General features: G+C 60.7%; 16 protein-coding genes, 1 tRNA gene and 1 pseudogene. 7 read left to right on the top strand and 11 right to left on the bottom strand.

Annotated elements, in window-relative coordinates:
• Nucleotides 1-60: 60 nt before the first annotated feature.
• Nucleotides 61-789, bottom strand: a complete 729-nt coding sequence (locus CCGE525_RS01835; RefSeq protein ID WP_120706198.1) for a type 1 glutamine amidotransferase — start codon at nucleotides 787-789, stop codon at nucleotides 61-63.
• A gap of 124 nt (nucleotides 790-913) precedes the next feature.
• Between CCGE525_RS01835 and CCGE525_RS01830 the strand changes: the two genes are divergently transcribed.
• A complete protein-coding gene (locus tag CCGE525_RS01830; RefSeq protein WP_120702796.1) occupies nucleotides 914-1207 on the top strand; it encodes an Rdx family protein in 294 nt (97 codons plus the stop codon).
• 95 nt (nucleotides 1208-1302) lie between these two features.
• Here CCGE525_RS01830 and CCGE525_RS38180 read toward each other — a convergent pair whose 3' ends face one another.
• Both CCGE525_RS38180 and CCGE525_RS01825 read right to left on the bottom strand, forming a co-directional pair.
• Complete coding sequence (locus CCGE525_RS38180; RefSeq protein ID WP_162950106.1) at nucleotides 1303-1440, bottom strand: hypothetical protein; 138 nt, start codon at nucleotides 1438-1440, stop codon at nucleotides 1303-1305.
• A gap of 155 nt (nucleotides 1441-1595) precedes the next feature.
• A complete protein-coding gene (locus CCGE525_RS01825) occupies nucleotides 1596-2024 on the bottom strand; it encodes a BA14K family protein (protein ID WP_120706197.1) in 429 nt (142 codons plus the stop codon).
• A 187-nt stretch (nucleotides 2025-2211) separates the two neighbouring features.
• Between CCGE525_RS01825 and CCGE525_RS01820 the strand changes: the two genes are divergently transcribed.
• From CCGE525_RS01820 to CCGE525_RS01805, 3 genes are all read left to right on the top strand, one after another.
• Nucleotides 2212-3633, top strand: a complete 1422-nt coding sequence (locus CCGE525_RS01820; protein ID WP_205587455.1) for a phosphomannomutase — start codon at nucleotides 2212-2214, stop codon at nucleotides 3631-3633.
• Between the two features lie 92 nt (nucleotides 3634-3725).
• Nucleotides 3726-3810: transfer RNA gene (locus CCGE525_RS01815), tRNA-Leu, on the top strand.
• Between the two features lie 532 nt (nucleotides 3811-4342).
• Nucleotides 4343-4603 (top strand): hypothetical protein, encoded by a 261-nt coding sequence (locus CCGE525_RS01805; RefSeq protein WP_120702793.1) that lies wholly within the window; start codon nucleotides 4343-4345, stop codon nucleotides 4601-4603.
• A gap of 73 nt (nucleotides 4604-4676) precedes the next feature.
• Here the strand turns inward: CCGE525_RS01805 and CCGE525_RS01800 are convergent, their stop codons facing one another.
• From CCGE525_RS01800 to CCGE525_RS01785, 4 genes are all read right to left on the bottom strand, one after another.
• Nucleotides 4677-6596: a beta-N-acetylhexosaminidase gene (locus tag CCGE525_RS01800; RefSeq protein WP_120702792.1), complete on the bottom strand. Its 1920-nt coding sequence runs from the start codon at nucleotides 6594-6596 to the stop codon at nucleotides 4677-4679.
• 27 nt (nucleotides 6597-6623) lie between these two features.
• A complete protein-coding gene (locus CCGE525_RS01795; RefSeq protein WP_120702791.1) occupies nucleotides 6624-7400 on the bottom strand; it encodes an SDR family oxidoreductase in 777 nt (258 codons plus the stop codon).
• 78 nt (nucleotides 7401-7478) lie between these two features.
• Entirely contained in the window at nucleotides 7479-8342 is an 864-nt protein-coding gene (locus CCGE525_RS01790; protein ID WP_120702790.1) for a MurR/RpiR family transcriptional regulator, read from the bottom strand.
• Between the two features lie 35 nt (nucleotides 8343-8377).
• On the bottom strand, nucleotides 8378-8767 hold the full coding sequence (locus CCGE525_RS01785) for a RidA family protein (protein ID WP_120702789.1): 390 nt from the start codon (nucleotides 8765-8767) through the stop codon (nucleotides 8378-8380).
• A 112-nt stretch (nucleotides 8768-8879) separates the two neighbouring features.
• Here CCGE525_RS01785 and CCGE525_RS01780 point away from each other — a divergent pair, with 112 nt between their 5' ends.
• The 3 genes and pseudogenes from CCGE525_RS01780 (at nucleotide 8880) to CCGE525_RS01770 (ending at nucleotide 11971) form a co-directional block, all read left to right on the top strand.
• Nucleotides 8880-9365: a hypothetical protein gene (locus tag CCGE525_RS01780; RefSeq protein WP_120706196.1), complete on the top strand. Its 486-nt coding sequence runs from the start codon at nucleotides 8880-8882 to the stop codon at nucleotides 9363-9365.
• Nucleotides 9366-9376: 11 nt separating this feature from the next.
• A complete protein-coding gene (locus CCGE525_RS01775) occupies nucleotides 9377-10855 on the top strand; it encodes a M81 family metallopeptidase (protein WP_120702788.1) in 1479 nt (492 codons plus the stop codon).
• 13 nt (nucleotides 10856-10868) lie between these two features.
• Nucleotides 10869-11971 (top strand): annotated as a pseudogene (locus CCGE525_RS01770) (D-TA family PLP-dependent enzyme).
• Nucleotides 11972-12101: 130 nt separating this feature from the next.
• Here the strand turns inward: CCGE525_RS01770 and CCGE525_RS01765 are convergent.
• The 4 genes from CCGE525_RS01765 to CCGE525_RS01750 all read right to left on the bottom strand — a co-directional run bounded on the left by CCGE525_RS01765 (nucleotide 12102) and on the right by CCGE525_RS01750 (nucleotide 16347).
• Nucleotides 12102-13259 (bottom strand): ABC transporter ATP-binding protein, encoded by a 1158-nt coding sequence (locus tag CCGE525_RS01765; RefSeq protein ID WP_120702787.1) that lies wholly within the window; start codon nucleotides 13257-13259, stop codon nucleotides 12102-12104.
• An 85-nt stretch (nucleotides 13260-13344) separates the two neighbouring features.
• Complete coding sequence (locus CCGE525_RS01760; RefSeq protein ID WP_120702786.1) at nucleotides 13345-14574, bottom strand: ABC transporter substrate-binding protein; 1230 nt, start codon at nucleotides 14572-14574, stop codon at nucleotides 13345-13347.
• A gap of 34 nt (nucleotides 14575-14608) precedes the next feature.
• Nucleotides 14609-15466, bottom strand: coding sequence for a carbohydrate ABC transporter permease (locus CCGE525_RS01755; RefSeq protein ID WP_120702785.1), 858 nt, complete (start codon nucleotides 15464-15466; stop codon nucleotides 14609-14611).
• A complete protein-coding gene (locus CCGE525_RS01750; protein WP_120702784.1) occupies nucleotides 15463-16347 on the bottom strand; it encodes a carbohydrate ABC transporter permease in 885 nt (294 codons plus the stop codon). Before CCGE525_RS01750 ends, CCGE525_RS01755 begins: the two co-directional genes overlap by 4 nt.
• Nucleotides 16348-16360: the final 13 nt, after the last annotated feature.

Raw genomic sequence — 16360 nt, 5'->3', positions numbered from 1 at the left:
ATCTTTTTGTTTTTTCGCAATTCCAGACAGAAAACCGCTACGCACTTTTCCTGGAATTGCTCAGGACGCCGCCTGCAGCTTGGCGTCAGCGCCAATCGTCCTCACCCAGCCCCGCGCAATCGCCAGCCCTGCAATCTCTGCCGCGGGCGCATGCTGCGCGGCAATCTCGGCATAGCGCTGCAGCCAGCCGGGCTCGTTGCGTTCGATCGATGCCTTGAATTCCGTCCGCCAGCCTTCGACGACGGCGGCATTGGCCTCGAAATGGAACTGCGTGCCGTAGGCGGCGCGGCCGATGCGGAAGGCCTGGTTCCTGGTCACCGCGTTGGTCGCGAGGTGTACGGCGCCGGCTGGCAGCGAGAACGTGTCGGAGTGCCATTGGAAGATGGTGAAATCGCCGGCGAGATCAGACAGCAGGGGATCGGCCCGGCCTTCCTCGGTGACGCCAACCGTTTTCCAGCCGAATTCATGGGTTGCACCGATGAGGTTTTCGGCCTCATAGGCGCGCGCCAAGATCTGGCTGCCGAGGCAGATGCCGAGCACGGCCTTCTCGGCCTCTTCGAAGCGGCGCATCAGCTGCGCCAGTTCCGGCAGATAGGGATGGGTCTCGTCGTCAAGGGCATTCTGCTCGCCGCCGAGCACCACCAACGCGTCATGCGCCGCCACATCCTTCGGAAGCTCCTCGCCGTCCCACGCCCGGAACCACTCGATCTCCGCGCCTGCTTCCTCCAGCGCGATGCCAAGGGCGCCAAGCGGCGTGTTTCTCATATTTTCGACGACCGCGACCCGCATTCCTGTTGATTCCCGAAAATTTATCCGGGCAAAGATGAGCATGAGCGGATCGACGGCGCAAGAGCCCGGCTTGCAGCCCATTAATGTTGAGCCTAAAGGTCAGCAAACAACAAGGAACCTGACGATGACCGATAAGCCGCGGATCACCATTCTCTATTGCACGCAATGCAACTGGTTGCTGCGCGCCGGCTGGATGGCGCAGGAACTGCTGCAGACCTTCAGCGACAGCCTGGGCGAAGTGGCGCTGATCCCTGGCACCGGCGGTAACTTCGAAATCCGCGTCGACGGCGAGCTGCTGTGGGAGCGCAAGCGCGACGGCGGCTTCCCCGGCCCGAAGGAGCTGAAACAGCGGGTGCGCGATGTCATCGATCCCGACCGCGATCTCGGCCATACGGACCGCGGATCGCTAGAAAGCTAACAACAATGCTCTGCCGCGCACCTCGTTGGCGCGCCGGCCGATATTACACCGGCTGATATATCGAGAAGGCGGCCTGCCGGCGCGCCTTCGCTCTGTCACTTGTCTTTCCTGCCGAGGCTTACCGTGCTGGCAGCCTGCCTGACCTGAGAGCCCGGCTGCTGCTTTACAGCGACGATTTTATCCTTCTTGGGTTTTCGCGCCTCGCGGTGACTTCTGATTTGACCCTTTGCCATTTTGGGCTCCTTCCTTCGCCGCGACCATATGGAAGCGGCGACACTTTACGGACTGCCCAAGTCGGCAAAAAAGCAAGCGATTTATTTTAGCTTCCTCATATAGACACGAAGAATGGATGCGCTCCGCGCTGAAACCGGCGGCAGAAGCCTCCTGCTCAATTGTAAGGTGAGCGGCAAGTCTGGAATCCGTGGTGAAGTGTATTGTAGAGATTGGTGCCGGGATTATAGCTACGATAGCGTTCGGCGCACCACATCTGGTGGCGGGTGCGATTGTTGACCGGCGCCTGAAAGTCGGTTCTCGGCGGGACATCATTGGTGCGCGGCGGGATAACGACTCGGGGGTCGTCAAAGCGGTTCCTGCTATTGAGCGGCGTCACCGTGTTCGGAAGGGGATAGCCGGGCGGCCGATACCATTGCTGCGACCCGAAGCCGAAGCAGCCGCGACTGTCGCAAACAGTAGGCCCAATCCTGGGGGGAGGGAGGCCGATCTTCGGGCCATTCGAGGCCGCATTGGCGAAATCCGGTGAGGACAGCAAAACGAGGCTGATGGTGCAGCCGAACGCGATCTTGCCGAAAACAGTCATGACAGACTCCTGTTGCTGGTCGTCGCGACCAACATCTCTTCCCGCGGCTTGCTTTATATTTGGGCCTTCACCGAACACAAAACCAGATCTGCGACGGCAGATATCGGCCGCCATCGGTCGGTTGATCCTTTTCCCCGCTTGTTCCATAAGAGGCGCAGCCTTTCCGAGGAGATTGCACGTGAGCAGCTTGAAATTTGGAACCAGCGGCCTCCGCGGCCTATCCGTCGATCTCGTGGGACGGGCGTCTGCCCTCTATGCCACGGCCTTTGCGCGCCATCTGTTAAAAAGCGGCCATGCACAGCCCGGCGATCTCATCCTGGTCGGCCGCGATTTTCGCGAGTCCAGCCCGTCGATCTCGGCCACCTGCATCGGCGCGCTGAAGCGTGCCGGCCTCTCGCCGGTCGATTGCGGCGCGCTGCCGACCCCGGCACTGGCGCTTTACGGGCTGGAGCTCAAGGCTGCCTCGCTGATGATCACCGGCTCGCATATTCCGGCAGATCGCAACGGCATCAAATTCTACCGACCGGACGGCGAGATCGACAAGCAGGACGAATTGGCGATCAGCGCGGAAGCCTCCGCGATCGGCGACGCCAGCCTGGACGAGACGCCTGGCGCTGGCGAGGATCGAACGGCGGAGACCGAGGCGTTGTTCTTCGAGCGCAATACCGCGCTTCTGCCCGCCGACAGCCTCGCGGGCCTCACCATTGGTGTTTATCAGCACAGCACAGTGGCGCGTGATCTGCTCGGCCTGGTGCTGGCGCATTACGGCGCGCGCGTCGTGCCGCTCGGCCGCTCCGAAAGCTTCGTTCCCGTTGATACCGAAGCGGTCTCCGCCGAAACCATCCGCCTGCTGAAAAGCTGGGCGCTAGAGCACGGGCTGGATGCGATCGTCTCCGCCGACGGCGACGGCGACCGGCCGCTTGTCTCCGACGAAACCGGCGAGCCGTTGCGCGGCGACCTGCTCGGCCTCATCGCCGCGAATTTCCTCGGCGCGGAGGTCGTGGTGACGCCGGTCACCTCCAATTCCGGCATAGAGGCCGCTGGCTCCTATTCCGTCACCCGCACCCGTGTCGGCTCGCCCTATGTCATCGCCGGCATGGATGAGGCGCTGGCGACCGGCAAGGCCAATGTCATGGGATTCGAAGCCAATGGCGGCACGCTGACGGCGAGCCGCTTCATCATCGAAGGCGAGCAGGTACGCCCCCTGCCGACGCGCGATAGCTTCCTGCCGATCCTCGCGACGCTTTACGCCGCCGCGCGCGCAAAACAGCCGCTGTCCGCCGTCGCCGCCAACTACCGCCTGCCCTTTGCCGCCGCCGACCGGCTGGAGAATTTTCCGGTCGAGACCAGCGCGGCGCTGATGGCTTATCTGCGCGCCTCTGAAGCCAACCTCGCCGACTTCCTGGCGCCGGTCGCCGGCGTGGCATCAAAGAGCGACATCGATGGGCTGCGGGTGACGCTGAGCGATGGCCGAATCATCCATTTCCGCCCCTCCGGCAATGCGCCGGAGATGCGCTGTTACGTCGAAGCGGCCGATGAAAACGAAGCAAAGGCCTTGCTGGAACAGGGACTTGGCCTCATCCGCGCCTGGGCGGCCGCCCGGGGTTAACCCGGGCTTCAACCGCTTTTTTTCAGATTGCCCCGAAAAGTTCAAAAACCCTGTTGACACCGAAGAGCCACCCCCTTACATGCGTGTCCGTCGCCCAGATGGCGGAATTGGTAGACGCGCAGGTTTCAGGTACCTGTGCCGCGAGGCGTGGAGGTTCGAGTCCTCTTCTGGGCACCATTTCCTTTTGATCACTGCCAAGATCAAAGAGTTAAATATTCCGACAAGTTGTGCGTTTAGTGCCTTGTTGCAAAGGCTTACGGCAGCAATGCTCATGAGGCTTGTCCGCCCGATGGCTGATGGCTTCGAAGGGTTCGCTCTCCTCCCATTTTGCGATGCATATGCCAGCCGACTTGCGTGGCCGTAACCGGCCTTTCAATCCCTCGGCATCATTCCAATCATCAGCATGTTGCCCTGCCTATTGCCGCACACTTGGCAGACCAACTTGCTTGCCAATGAGCCTACCTTCTTGCCACCGCCAAAACGCCTGGCCATCTCGTAGCGGTCCACATGTGCGGTCCTGTGGCAAATCGGGCAAACGGCATTTAGCTCGTACCATTGCGGCAGACCTCCAAGCGTATGCTGGTAGTCATCATGCCCAATAGGCAGCAGTGTTATGCCTTTTCGGTGTCTCATTTCGTGCGTCGTGCCGTGGCTGATTGACTCTCACCGCAACAAGAACATAAAGGGAACACTAAGGAGTAACAAGCTAATGATTCGATTTGCACCGCAGGCAGCCCAAATCGCCACCCCGTTGAAAGCCATCAAGGAAAGTCCAGCGGTCGAACCCGCAAAGGTGACCGATGAACGCAATGAGCTCACTGCAAATGGAATGCTGCTTGCCGAGCTTCCAGAGGTTCCCGTTCGGTCTAAGACCACCAGCTCCGATCAGAGCACCAAGGCCCGTTCGCCCAGGAAGCCAAAGGCCAAGCCAGAAGCTGCTGCAGCCATGCAGCTCGATTTGAACACATAGGCTCTTCCTGCGTAAGAAGAACTCCGGAGATGTCCTTCTCAGCGCAGGCAATCAGGGTTCTGGACTTCCTGTCCTATAGAGCCGGACTCAATCGCACAATCGCCGCGAACCGCTCCCAATCCTTCCCTGCCTTCGGCGTCCAGGCGGCTTCGGCGATGGCCGGCAGTCTGGGGAAGACCAGGCGATTGAAATAGTCGCGGGAGAGGAAATTTTCCTGCCAGATGCAGGCTTGGACGCCCTTCATCCGATCCTTCAGTTCCTCGGGAAACTCACCTTCCGCCTCATAGGCATAGGTATGCGCCGGCGGCACGGTGCCGGCCCAGCTTGCGCCCGGTTCCTGCCAGGCTTCGGCCTGCACCATGTCGAGATAGTAGGCCTGTCCCGGGGTCATCACGACATCATAGCCCTCGCGCGCCAGCTCGATGCCGACTTCCGGCTTCTCCCAGGCCATCAGCAGCGTGCCTTCCGTGGAGACGCCGCCGCCGTGGGCTACCTCGTTCCAGCCGGCGAGCTTGCGGCCGCGGGCCGTCAGCATCGTCTTCACCCGCTTCAGGAAATAGGATTGCAGCGCGAAGGTGCCGGATATGCCCTCTCGCTCCATCAGCTTGCGGGCCTGCGGCGAGGCGAGCCAGGAACCGTTTGCGACCTCGTCGCCGCCGATATGGATATAATCGGAGGGGAACAGCTCGACCATTTCGTCGAATACTTTCCCGAGGAATTCATAGGTCGGCTCCACGGCCGGGTTGAGGGCATTGTTGGGATAGCCCTGGACGGAATGATAGCTCTCCGGCGCCTCCTGCCCGTCGGCCAGATCCGGCAGGGCGACCAACGCGGCAGTGCTGTGGCCGGGAATATCGATCTCCGGCACGACCTCGACGCCGAGCGCCAAGGCATGGGCGACAATCTCCCTGACATCTGCGTGCGAATAGAAGCCGTCCACTGGCTCGGCGCCGTTTCCGAGTTGTGGCAGCAGCGGCTCGTCCGGGCCGCGCAGCACGCCGGTCGAGGTGAGCTGCGGATAGGCCTTGATCTCCAGCCGCCAAGCCTCGTCATCGGTCAAATGCCAATGGAAGATGTTGAGCTTCAGCCAGGCGAGAATATCGATCAGCCGCTTCACATTCTCCTTGGGATGGAATTGCCGGGAGACGTCGAGATGGCAGCCGCGCCAGCCGTAGCGCGGCTGATCGGAGATCGTGCCGGCGACCGGAAACCGGAATTTGCCGGGTTCGCGCCGTGTGCCATCCAGAAGCTGGGCCAACGTCGTCAAGCCATAGAGGCGGCCGGCGTCGGCGGAATAGGCGAGCGCGATCTCGTCGGCCGAGAAAGTGAGCTCGTAGGCTTCCCTTGCGAGAGCCGGACGCTCGACGAAGCGCAGGCGCCTACCCTGCGGCGCGGCGATGAGGCTGAACGGTGCGTGGTTGGCCGGGAACAGGCGATGGAAGAGGGCCTGCGCCGTCGCGACGGCCTTCAGGCTGGAACCATCGGTTCCCTTGACGGGATAGAGTACGACCGGAAAGCCTTCGCCAGGCCAGGCATCGATCGTCGCCGGCCAGGGCTGAATGGCGAAGGGAAGATCGAGCTTGCCTTCCGGCAGCAGCACCGGCGGCGGCGCGCTGACGCGGCCTTCGAGCAGGAGATCCGAGACCGAGACGGACACATGGCTGCCGTCCGACAGCGTCAAATAGGCGGACTTGGCGCCATCAGTGCAATGTTTTGCCGTGCGGTTCAGGCCGCTGACGCTGAAAGTCCAGCTTTCGCCCGATACAAGCGACAAGCCAGCGGGCGGGGTGAATTCATGGAAATTGGCGTTGCGGCGAAGGAAGACGGCATTATCGCAAGCCTTGGGATCGATGACGCGTGTCAAAGAGGTATAGACGAGGCGGAAATCGGTGAGCGGCGCATCCGACAGATTGACCAGCGTAAACGTCAGGCGGCCGTTCGGTCCGCCATCGGGAGACCATGTGTTTTCGAGATGATAGGAAGCCGGCTGCATATCTATTCTCTCCTTAACGACACGCGTTCAATAATGATCGGACTGTGAAAATGTATGGGCGAGCTCGGCCTGCCCCGCCGTCAAGCCGCAATCGACCGGCAGGCAGATGCCGGTGATGGCAGCGGCCAACGGGCCAGCGAGGAAGGCGACGGCATTGGCGACATCGGCGGGATCGACGACACGCTGCAGCGGATACCAGCGGCGGGCCTCTTCAAAAACATTGGGATTGGCGTTAGCACGCGCCTCCCAGGCCTGCGTGCGCACTGTGCCCGGCGCGACCGCATTGGCGCGGATGCCGAACTTGCCGTATTCGACCGCGACCAACCGGGTAAAATGCAAAAGCCCGGCCTTGGCGGCGCTGTAGGCGGGATGGCCGAAGACGGCCATGCCGTTGACCGAGGCGATGTTGATCAGCGACCCTTTCGATGCCTTCAGCATGTCCTCGACAGCGCGGAAACAGAGGAAGGCGGCTTCGAGATTGAGGGCATTGTCGGCGCGCCAGATATCCGGCGTGGTGTCGTGCAGGCTGACGGCACGGGCAGCGCCCGCGTTGTTGACCAGGGTCTTGACTACACCCAGCCCCGCAGCAGCCTTTGCCATCTGCGCGGTGTCGATCTCGCTGGTTACATCGGTTTTCAGGGGAACGAAGCGTTCCGCCGGCCCCAGCTCTTCCGTAGCCTTTTGAACGGCTGACGCATCGATATCGATCAGCAGGATGACATCGTGATCATCCGCGAGACGCCGGGCAATGGCACGGCCGATATCGCCGGCAGCTCCGGTGACGATGGCGACGGATCGAGTCATGCTACTGCCCCCTGATGTGTTTCTGGTCTTTCGCAATTCCGGACGGAAAGCGGCTCACGCACTTTTCCTGGAATTGCTTTAGTCTCCGAGAAGCTGGCGGTCGTCGCCGTCGCGATGGGTCACGAGCTGCTGCTTGATGCGGCGCAGCGTCACCGTTGCTTGCGGCTGGATGCGGTAGGCAACGAGGCTCGCGAGAATGTCCACGACTGCGAGATAGGCGATGCGCGTCGATGTCGGGCGATAGATATTGTTGCCCTCCGGCAAATCGATCGGCACGGCGATGTCGGCAGCAAGCGCCACAGGACTGTGGCTCTGTGTCAGCGCGATGGTCGGCACCTTGGCCTCGCGGGCAAGCGTGAAGGCCCGCACCAGCTCGGTATTGCGGCCCGACAACGACGAGCCGATCAGCACATCAGCCGGCTTGGCGGCGGCGGCCATCATCAACTGCATGCTATGATCGGAACTGGCGGTGACGCGCAGGCCGAGGCGGAAAAGACGGTTCTGCAGCTCACTGGCGATCATGGAGGAATTGCCGCCAGAGCCGAAGGCGTAGATCATCTCGGCGTCGGCAAGCCTGTTCGACGCCTGCTCGATCGCCGGGATGTCCAGCCCGCGATGCAACAGGAACAGGGCATTCTGCGCCTTGGTGATGATGTCCTGCGCGACGTCAGCCGGCGCGATGCTCTTTGGCTCGGGCTTGAAGTAGCGCATGCCGACATAGGCGGTGCGGGCGAGCTGCACCTTGAAATCGGAAAAGCTCTCGCAGCCAAGGCGGCGGCAGAAGCGGGTCACTGTCGGCGGTGAAACATCCGCTTTGCCGGCGAGCTCGACAATGGAGGCGTTGACCGCGAATTCGAAGTCGTTGAGGACGATGTCGGCGATACGGTTTTCCGACTGCGACAACCGCCCCCTCTCCTCCTGCATGGTCGTGAAAATATCCACGGACTTTTCCTCTTGCCCCGTAGGTCTTACTGCCCCTACGCTTCCGGCGTCTTATACGCGATGCAATCGATCTCCACCTTGCAATCCACCATCATCGACGACTGCACGCAGGCGCGCGCCGGCGGATGCGCGCCGAAATAATCCTGGTAGATCTTGTTGAAGCTCCAGAAATCGCGGGGATCGTCGAGCCAGACGCCGACGCGAACGACATGCTCGACGTCGTAGCCGGCCTCGTGGAGAATGGCGATGAGATTACCGATTGCCTTATGGGTCTGGGCAACGATGCCGCCATCGATGATCTCGCCGTCTTCCATGGCGACTTGACCGGAAACATGGAGCCAGCCATTGGCTTCTACAGCGCGCGCAAAGGGCAGCGTCTTGCCACCCGCACCCGTCTGGCTAGTGCCATAACGCTTGATGGACATTTTCGAATCCTGCAAATTATTTTCTTGATGCGTTGACAAATGACCATAGAAAGCAGAATTTGGCCAGTGAAAATCGCAGTTTATGAAAAGAATTTCAATAATGGCTGGCACGATGCGCAATCCCTTTAAAAATCCCTTCCCTGCCGACGATGCTGCCCGGCGCGCGATCTGGGAGATGCTCGTGCCGCGCGACATCGACGCCTTTCTCGCCGCCGACTGGTCGCTGGTATCGGACGATTTCGTCGAAGACGGCTTCATCGGCATCGATGGCCGCCGCGAGGTCAGCCCCGACAAATGGCGCCTCGCCTTCCCCACCCTCAGCGCCTATCGCGATGAATGGTTGCGGCAAGCGCGCGACTTCTCCGGCCAATCCTTTGCAGAAGACCCGCGCACCGCAATCTTCACCACGACGACGCTGGAAGACATCGAGATCGAAGGTGAGATGGCGCTGGTGCGCAAGAAATTCGACGGCAGCTTGAAGAAGACGGACGGCAGCGTCGATGTGCTGAAATGGCAGACGCTTTATTATTGCCGCCTGCATGACGGCCGCTGGAAGATTTCCGGCTTTACCGGTTATCTGCCGAACCCAATGGAATAGAGGCGACGGCGTTGCGCATTTTCACCGCGGTGCTCGCGACCGAGACGAACACATTTTCTCCGATCTGCGTTGACCGACGCGCCTTCGAGGCTTCGCTCTATGCGCCGCCCGGTACGCACCCGGAGACGCCGACGCTCTGTTCGGCGCCGATCACGGTCGGCCGGCAGGTGGCCGCGGAAAAGGGTTGGGAACTGATCGAGGGCACTGCTGCCTGGGCCGACCCGGCCGGCCTGGTGAACCGCAGGACCTATGAAGATCTGCGTGACGAAATCCTCGGCCAGCTTCGCGCCACCTTGCCGGTCGACGCCGTCGTGCTCGGCTTGCATGGCGCGATGGTTGCTGACGGTTACGAGGATACCGAGGGCGATTTTCTCACCCAGGTCCGCCAGATCGTCGGACCGGATATCCTTGTTTGTGCCGAGCTCGATCCGCACAGCCATTTGACGAAAAAGCGCCTCTCGGCGGCGAATTTCTTCGTCTATTTCAAAGAGTTCCCGCATACGGACTTCGTCGACCGCGCCGAAGACCTCTGGCGCATCGCGGTCGATACGCTGGAGGGCCGCGCCAAACCCATCATGTCGGTCTTCGATTGCCGGATGATCGATGTCTTCCCGACCTCGCGCGAGCCGATGCGTTCGTTTGTCGACAAGATCATCGAGATCGAGAGAAACGACGCGGATATCCTATCCATCTCCGTCATCCATGGTTTCATGGCGGGCGACGTGCCCGAAATGGGAACGAAGCTGCTGGTCGTCACAGATAATAAGCCGGATAAGGGTTCTGCCCTCGCCCGCGACCTCGGTTTGGAGCTGTTTTCCAAACGTGGCACCTTTATCATGCCACAGATCGACGAAAAGCAGGCGGTGGCCGAGGCCCTAGCCGCCTGGTCGGGGGCAGCACGCTCGGCTCCGGTCGTCATCGCCGATGTCTGGGACAATCCAGGCGGCGGCACGGCGGGCGATGCGACCGTTATTCTCGAAGAGCTGTTGGCCCAAGGCGCGCGCGACACCGCGATCGGCACGATCTGGGACCCGATGGCGGTGCAGATCTGCATGGCGGCCGGCGAAGGCGCGGAAATTCCGTTGCGGTTCGGGGCGAAGTCGGCGCCGGGTACCGGCAATCCCGTCGATGGGATCGTCAAGGTCGTGCGCCTCGTGGCCAATGCCGAAATGCGCTTTGGCGAAAGTTTCGCTCCCTTCGGCGATGCAGCTCATATCGAACTCAACGGTATCGACATCATCCTCAATTCGACGCGCGCCCAAAGCTTCGATCCGAGTCTTTTCTCAGTGATGGGTATCGACCCCACGCGCAAGAAAATCCTGGTGATCAAGTCGACCAATCACTTCTACGCCTCCTTCTCCAAGATCGCCTCGGAAATCCTTTACTGTTCGGCTGGAACGCCCTATCCGAACAATCCGGCGCGCACGCCCTATCGCCGTGCGCCGAAGGACATCTGGCCGATGATTGCCGACCCGCACGCGGCAAAATAGGGAGTTGCCTGATATGGCACATGATATCGTCTCGGACATCAGCCCCAGCGCGGGCGACCGCATCGACGATCTCTCGACGCCGCGCCCGATCATCGACGAAGACCGCATGGCGGCGAATATCGCCCGCGTGCAATCCTATATGGACGCGCATGGGCTGAACTTTCGGCCGCATATCAAGACCCACAAGATTCCCGCACTCGCGAGCGCCCAGGTGGCGGCAGGCGCCAAGGGGATCAATTGCCAGAAGATCACCGAAGCCGAAGTATTTGCCGATGCCGGCTTCGAAGATATCCTCATCACCTTCAACATCATCGGCCCCGAGAAGCTCGTCCGCCTCGCTGCCCTGAACGATCGTATCGCCGGGCTGAAAGTGGTCGCCGACAGCATGGCTACAGCCGACGGCTTGTCAGCCCATTTCGCGAACCGGAAGCCGCTCACCGTGCTGGTCGAATGTGATACCGGCGGCGGACGCTGCGGCGTGCAGTCCCCGGAAGAAGCCGCGGCGCTGGCCAGACATATTGCCCACAAGCCGGGCCTGACTTTCGGTGGCCTGATGACCTATCCGAAGCCGAACAGCGCTGCGGCCATACAGGCCTTTCTGGCCGAGACCATCTCGCTTTTGCAGCGCGACGGCATCGAATGCCCCATCGTCAGCAGCGGCGGTACGCCAAGCCTTTATGACGCGCATCTGGTGACTGCGGCCACGGAACACCGTGCCGGCACCTACATCTACAACGATCGCTCCATGATGCGCGCCGGCCATTGCGGCGAAGGCGATTGCGCCATGCATATTCTCGCCACCGTCGTTTCGCGCCCGACGCCCGACCGCGCCGTCATCGACGCCGGTTCGAAGGCGCTGACCTCCGATCTCCTCGGCTTTTCGGACTACGGCGCGGTGGTCGGCTATCCAGAAGCGGTCATCACAAATCTCTCGGAAGAGCATGGGGTAATCGATCTTTCGAAATGCAGCGGGCCTCGCCCGGCGATCGGCGACAAGATCCGCATCATCCCCAATCACACCTGCGTGGTTTCGAATCTTTCGATCGCATGGTCTTTCACCGCGACGGCATCGTGACCCGCGTCGAGGATGTCGCGGCACGCGGGCTGGTCTGGTAGGTGATGATACCCCTTCTCCCCTCGGGGAGGAGGTGCCCCAAGGGCGGATGAGCGGGCGACGCTTTAGCGACGTGATCTTAGAGCGGTTCGTGGAACCGCATCCCCGCGGCATACCCCCCCTCGACCCAGGCTACGCGTGGTCTTCCTCCCACTTGGATGAAGGCGAGCTCAACCACTCCATATCGATATCCGTCAATTCCACCCTGCGCTCGAAAGCTATGCCGTTCTCATCGAAAAGATGGCAGTCGGCGATGCGAATGCCCGTGAGCAGAGGCCTGTCGGTGCGGATGGCGATACTTCCCGGCAGCGTGGCGCAAAAATTCTCGCCGCTATAACGCTCCTGCGCCGCATAAGCGACCGTCTGCGCGCCCAGCCGCTCGATTACGGTCGGCAAGACTGTCAGGGATATATCGCCGCCACCGAGCTGTACATGTTCCGGCCGTATGCCGAGCGTCAACGGCTTGCCGACGACACCCTCTCGCGGCCTCACCGGTAGCAGCACGGTCTGGCCCTTGTAATCCACCTCGACGCCCGCTTCGGTGACGCCCTTGCAAGTCACGGGCAGGAAATTCATCTTGGGATTGCCGATAAAGCTGGCGACGAATTTATTTGCCGGCTTATGATAAAGATCCAGCGGCTCGCCGGTCTGGGCGATCTCGCCGGCGTTGAGGACGACGATGCGGTCGGCCATGGTCATGGCTTCCACCTGATCGTGGGTCACATAAATCATCGTCGCCTGCAATTGTTGGTGCAGCTTGGCAAGCTCGATGCGCATATCGGCGCGCAGGGCCGCGTCGAGGTTCGACAGCGGCTCGTCGAACAGGAAGATCTTCGGCTCGCGGACGATCGCCCGGCCAATGGCGACGCGCTGGCGCTGGCCGCCCGACAGCATGCCGGGCTTTTGCTGTAGGCGTTGGTCAAGATGCAGGATGCTGGCCGCACGCTCCACCCTGGCCTTGAGCTTGTCTTCCGCCATCCTCTCGACCCGCAAGGGAAAGGCGATATTCTCGAACACCGTCATGTGCGGATAAAGGGCGTATGACTGGAACACCATGGCGATGCCGCGCTTGACCGGCGGCAGGTCGTTGACGCGCGCGCCATCGATAATGATGTCGCCGCTGGTGACGTCGTCGAGGCCGGCGATCATCCGCAGCAAGGTCGACTTGCCGCAACCGGAGGGACCGACGAAAACGACGAACTCGCCGTCCGTCACGTCAAGCTCGACGCCTTTGATGACCTCGAAGTGGCCGTAAAATTTCTTGACCTGCTTAAGGTGAAGCTGTCCCAAAAGTCTGTCTCCGCGCGGCGCCGCCATAAGGCGGGCGGGGCTCAAAAGGCCGCGCGCGTTGCGCGCGGCCCGGTGATTTGCAGGCCTATTTATATTGCTCGAGATCTGCGGCTGCCTTCTTCAAGGCATCCGCGGGCTGGGCCTTGCCGGTCACAACGGACTGGACCATCTCGATCATGACATTCTGAAAGCCCTTATAATCCTTGAACAGCGGCTCGGGGCCACCGTAGCTGATGCCGTCGATGAACGGCTTCCAGAAGGGATCCTTCTTCTCGAACTCATCGACCAACGGAGACGGACGCAGAGGCGTCAGGCCGGCGCCGCCCTGAAGTTCGTATTCGGCCTGCGGACCGGGAGAGGTGATGAACTTCGCGAATTCGATCGCCTTGTCCTCAACGCCAGTGCCTTTGAAAACAGCAAGACTATCGGTGATGAGCAGCGTGCCCTGGCCCTTGGCCGAAGGACCGAGCGGGAGCGGTGCGACGCCCCAGTTGATCTTCGTATTCTTCAGGCGATAAGCAGCACCCGAACCAGCTTGGAGCATGCCAATCTTGCCATCGAGGAAGATGGCGCGCATTTCATTCTGCTCGTAAGCCGTAGGCCCTTCGACGGAGTAAGGTGTGATATCCTTATAGGCCTGAAGGGCAGCCAGCACTTCCGGGCTATCGAGCACGATCTTGTCACCGTCGATCACCTTGCCGTTGTTCGTGTAAACCCAGTGCAGGAACTGGTGCATTGTGTTGTCGAACGTCTTGGCCGACAAGCCATAGCCGGCGATACCAGTCTTTTCCTTGATCGTCTTGGCGTCGGCGATTTCCTCGGCCCAGGTGGTCGGCGGCTTTTCCGGATCGAGACCCGCCTGCTTGAAGAGGTCCTTGTTCCAATAGAGTGCCTTGGTCGAGAAGGCGATCGGCACACCCCACTGCTGTCCATCGGAGGTTACGGTACTAACGATGCCCGGATAGTAGGTCTTCTTTTCCTCATCCGTCATCGGGATCGGAACGATGAGATCGTTTTCCGCGAACTGCTTCAGCGTACGCGAGCCGACATAGGCCATTGCGACCGGGGTACCGGCTGCAGCCAATGTCGTCGCCTTGTCCTGGCACTGCTCCCAGCCGACGACTTCCGGCTTCACTGCCCAGCCCGGATTCTTGTCTTCCCATTGCTTGATATATTTCACATGGATCGGATCGATACTGTCGCCGCAATAGATCCAGTTGATTTCCTTGTCGGCAGCTTGGGCACTCACGGCGCCAAGCGCGGTGGAGCCGAGCAAAGCAAGGGCAAGCAGCCCCGTTTTGAAATGAAATGTCACGTTTAAGCTCCCGTTCTCTGGTGGTTGATTGATTTTATTGCTTCACCGCGCCAGCGGTCAGACCGCTGACGAGATACCGTTGCAGGAAGAAGATCACGACCAGAGCCGGCGCGATGCCGACGAAGCTTGCCGCCATGAGTTCGTTCCAGACTACCTCTTGCCGTCCGAAATAAGCGAATAGCCCAACCGGCAGCGGCATGTATTCGGACTTGGAATTGAAGGTGAGCGCATAGATGAATTGCTGCGCGTAGGCGCCGATGAAAGTGGTGATGGCGACGACGGTGATGCCTGGCATGGCGATGGGCAGGATGACGCGACGCAACGTATAGAAATGGCTGGCGCCATCGACAAAGGCCGCCTCGTCGAGCTCCTTCGGAATGCGCATCATATAGGTGCGCAGCAACCAGATGGCGGAGGGAATGAGGAAGGCAACACCCGGTACGATCATCGCAAAATAAGTGTTGAGCACGCCCATCGTGCGCATCAGCCGGAAAAGCGGAATCAGCAGCACGGCACCGGAAAACATGTTGACCGCCAGGAAGGCGCCGAGCAGCACGCCGCTGCCCCTGAAATCGAAGCGGGCGAAGGCATAGGCCGCCGGCACGACGAGCACCAGCACAACGGCCGTCACGATGGTGGAAATGAAGAAGGAATTGAAGATATAGCGCCCGAAGCCCGGCACGCTGATCCACATGGTGCGGTAGGCTTCGAAGGAGCCGTTTTCCGGCCAGAAACGATAAGGCGACGAGAAAAGCAGTGAGAGCGGCTTCAGCGACACAAGGAAGCCCTCGACGAAGGGTGCCAATACGAAGGTCAGGAACAGCAGGATGCCGGCATAGATGCCGATCAGCTCATACCATTTATAGCGGTTGATCATCGCCGGATGGCTCATCGGTTATCCCCCGTGGCGAAACGACTGGTGGTGCGGAAGTAGGCAAGGCAGAACAGCGACAGGAAAATGCAGATCAGCACCGCGCGAGCTGCGCCCTCGCCATACTTGTACGACCCGATCGCCGTGCGATAGGTATCGATGATCATTGTCGTCGTCTCGCCGTCCGGGCCGCCGCGCGTTAGGATCCATATGATGTCGAAGGAATTAAAGGTGGCGATCAGCGACAGCATCGACATGGTGATCAGCGACGGCACCAGGAGCGGCAGCGTGATGCGGCGAAAGCGGTAGGCCCGTCCGGCACCATCTGTCCAGGCGGCCTCATACAGGTCCTGCGGGATCGCCTGCATGGCGGCCAGCATGTAGAGCGTCACCAGCGGCACGCCGATCCAGACGTCGGTGATAATCGTCGCCCAGAAGGCCGTGCTGCCATAGGCTAAAAAAGCAACCGGGCCGCTGACGAGACCGAGATTCTGCAGGACGCCGGAAATCATGCCGAACTGGCCGTTATACATCCAGCCCCACATGAAGATGCCGATCGCCATGGGCACGATCCAGGGCGGCATGGTCAGGACGCGAAAAAGCGAGCGGCCGGGAACTGCCGAATTCAGCATCGTCGCACCGAAAGTGCCGATGATCATCTTGATCGACACCGAAAAGAACGTCCAGATAAAGGTCCGGACGATCACCGACGCGAAAGTGGCGTTAAATATCTTCCGATAGTTGTCGAAGCCGACCCAGTTCGTCAGTTTCTTCAGCGAGGCGTCGGTGAAGGACAGGATGACCGTGTCGACCAGCGGATAGGCGACGATGACGAGGACGTAGAGAAGGGCCGGAAGGAGCAGGATCCAGGCGAAGATGACTGTGCTGCGGTGAACACCCATCTTGCGCCTCCCT

It is taken from the genome of Rhizobium jaguaris, assembly GCF_003627755.1.
GTDB classification, from domain to species: domain Bacteria; phylum Pseudomonadota; class Alphaproteobacteria; order Rhizobiales; family Rhizobiaceae; genus Rhizobium; species Rhizobium jaguaris.
The sequence above is the reverse complement of the archived record's forward strand: the minus strand, read 5'-3'. Positions and strand labels throughout refer to the sequence as shown.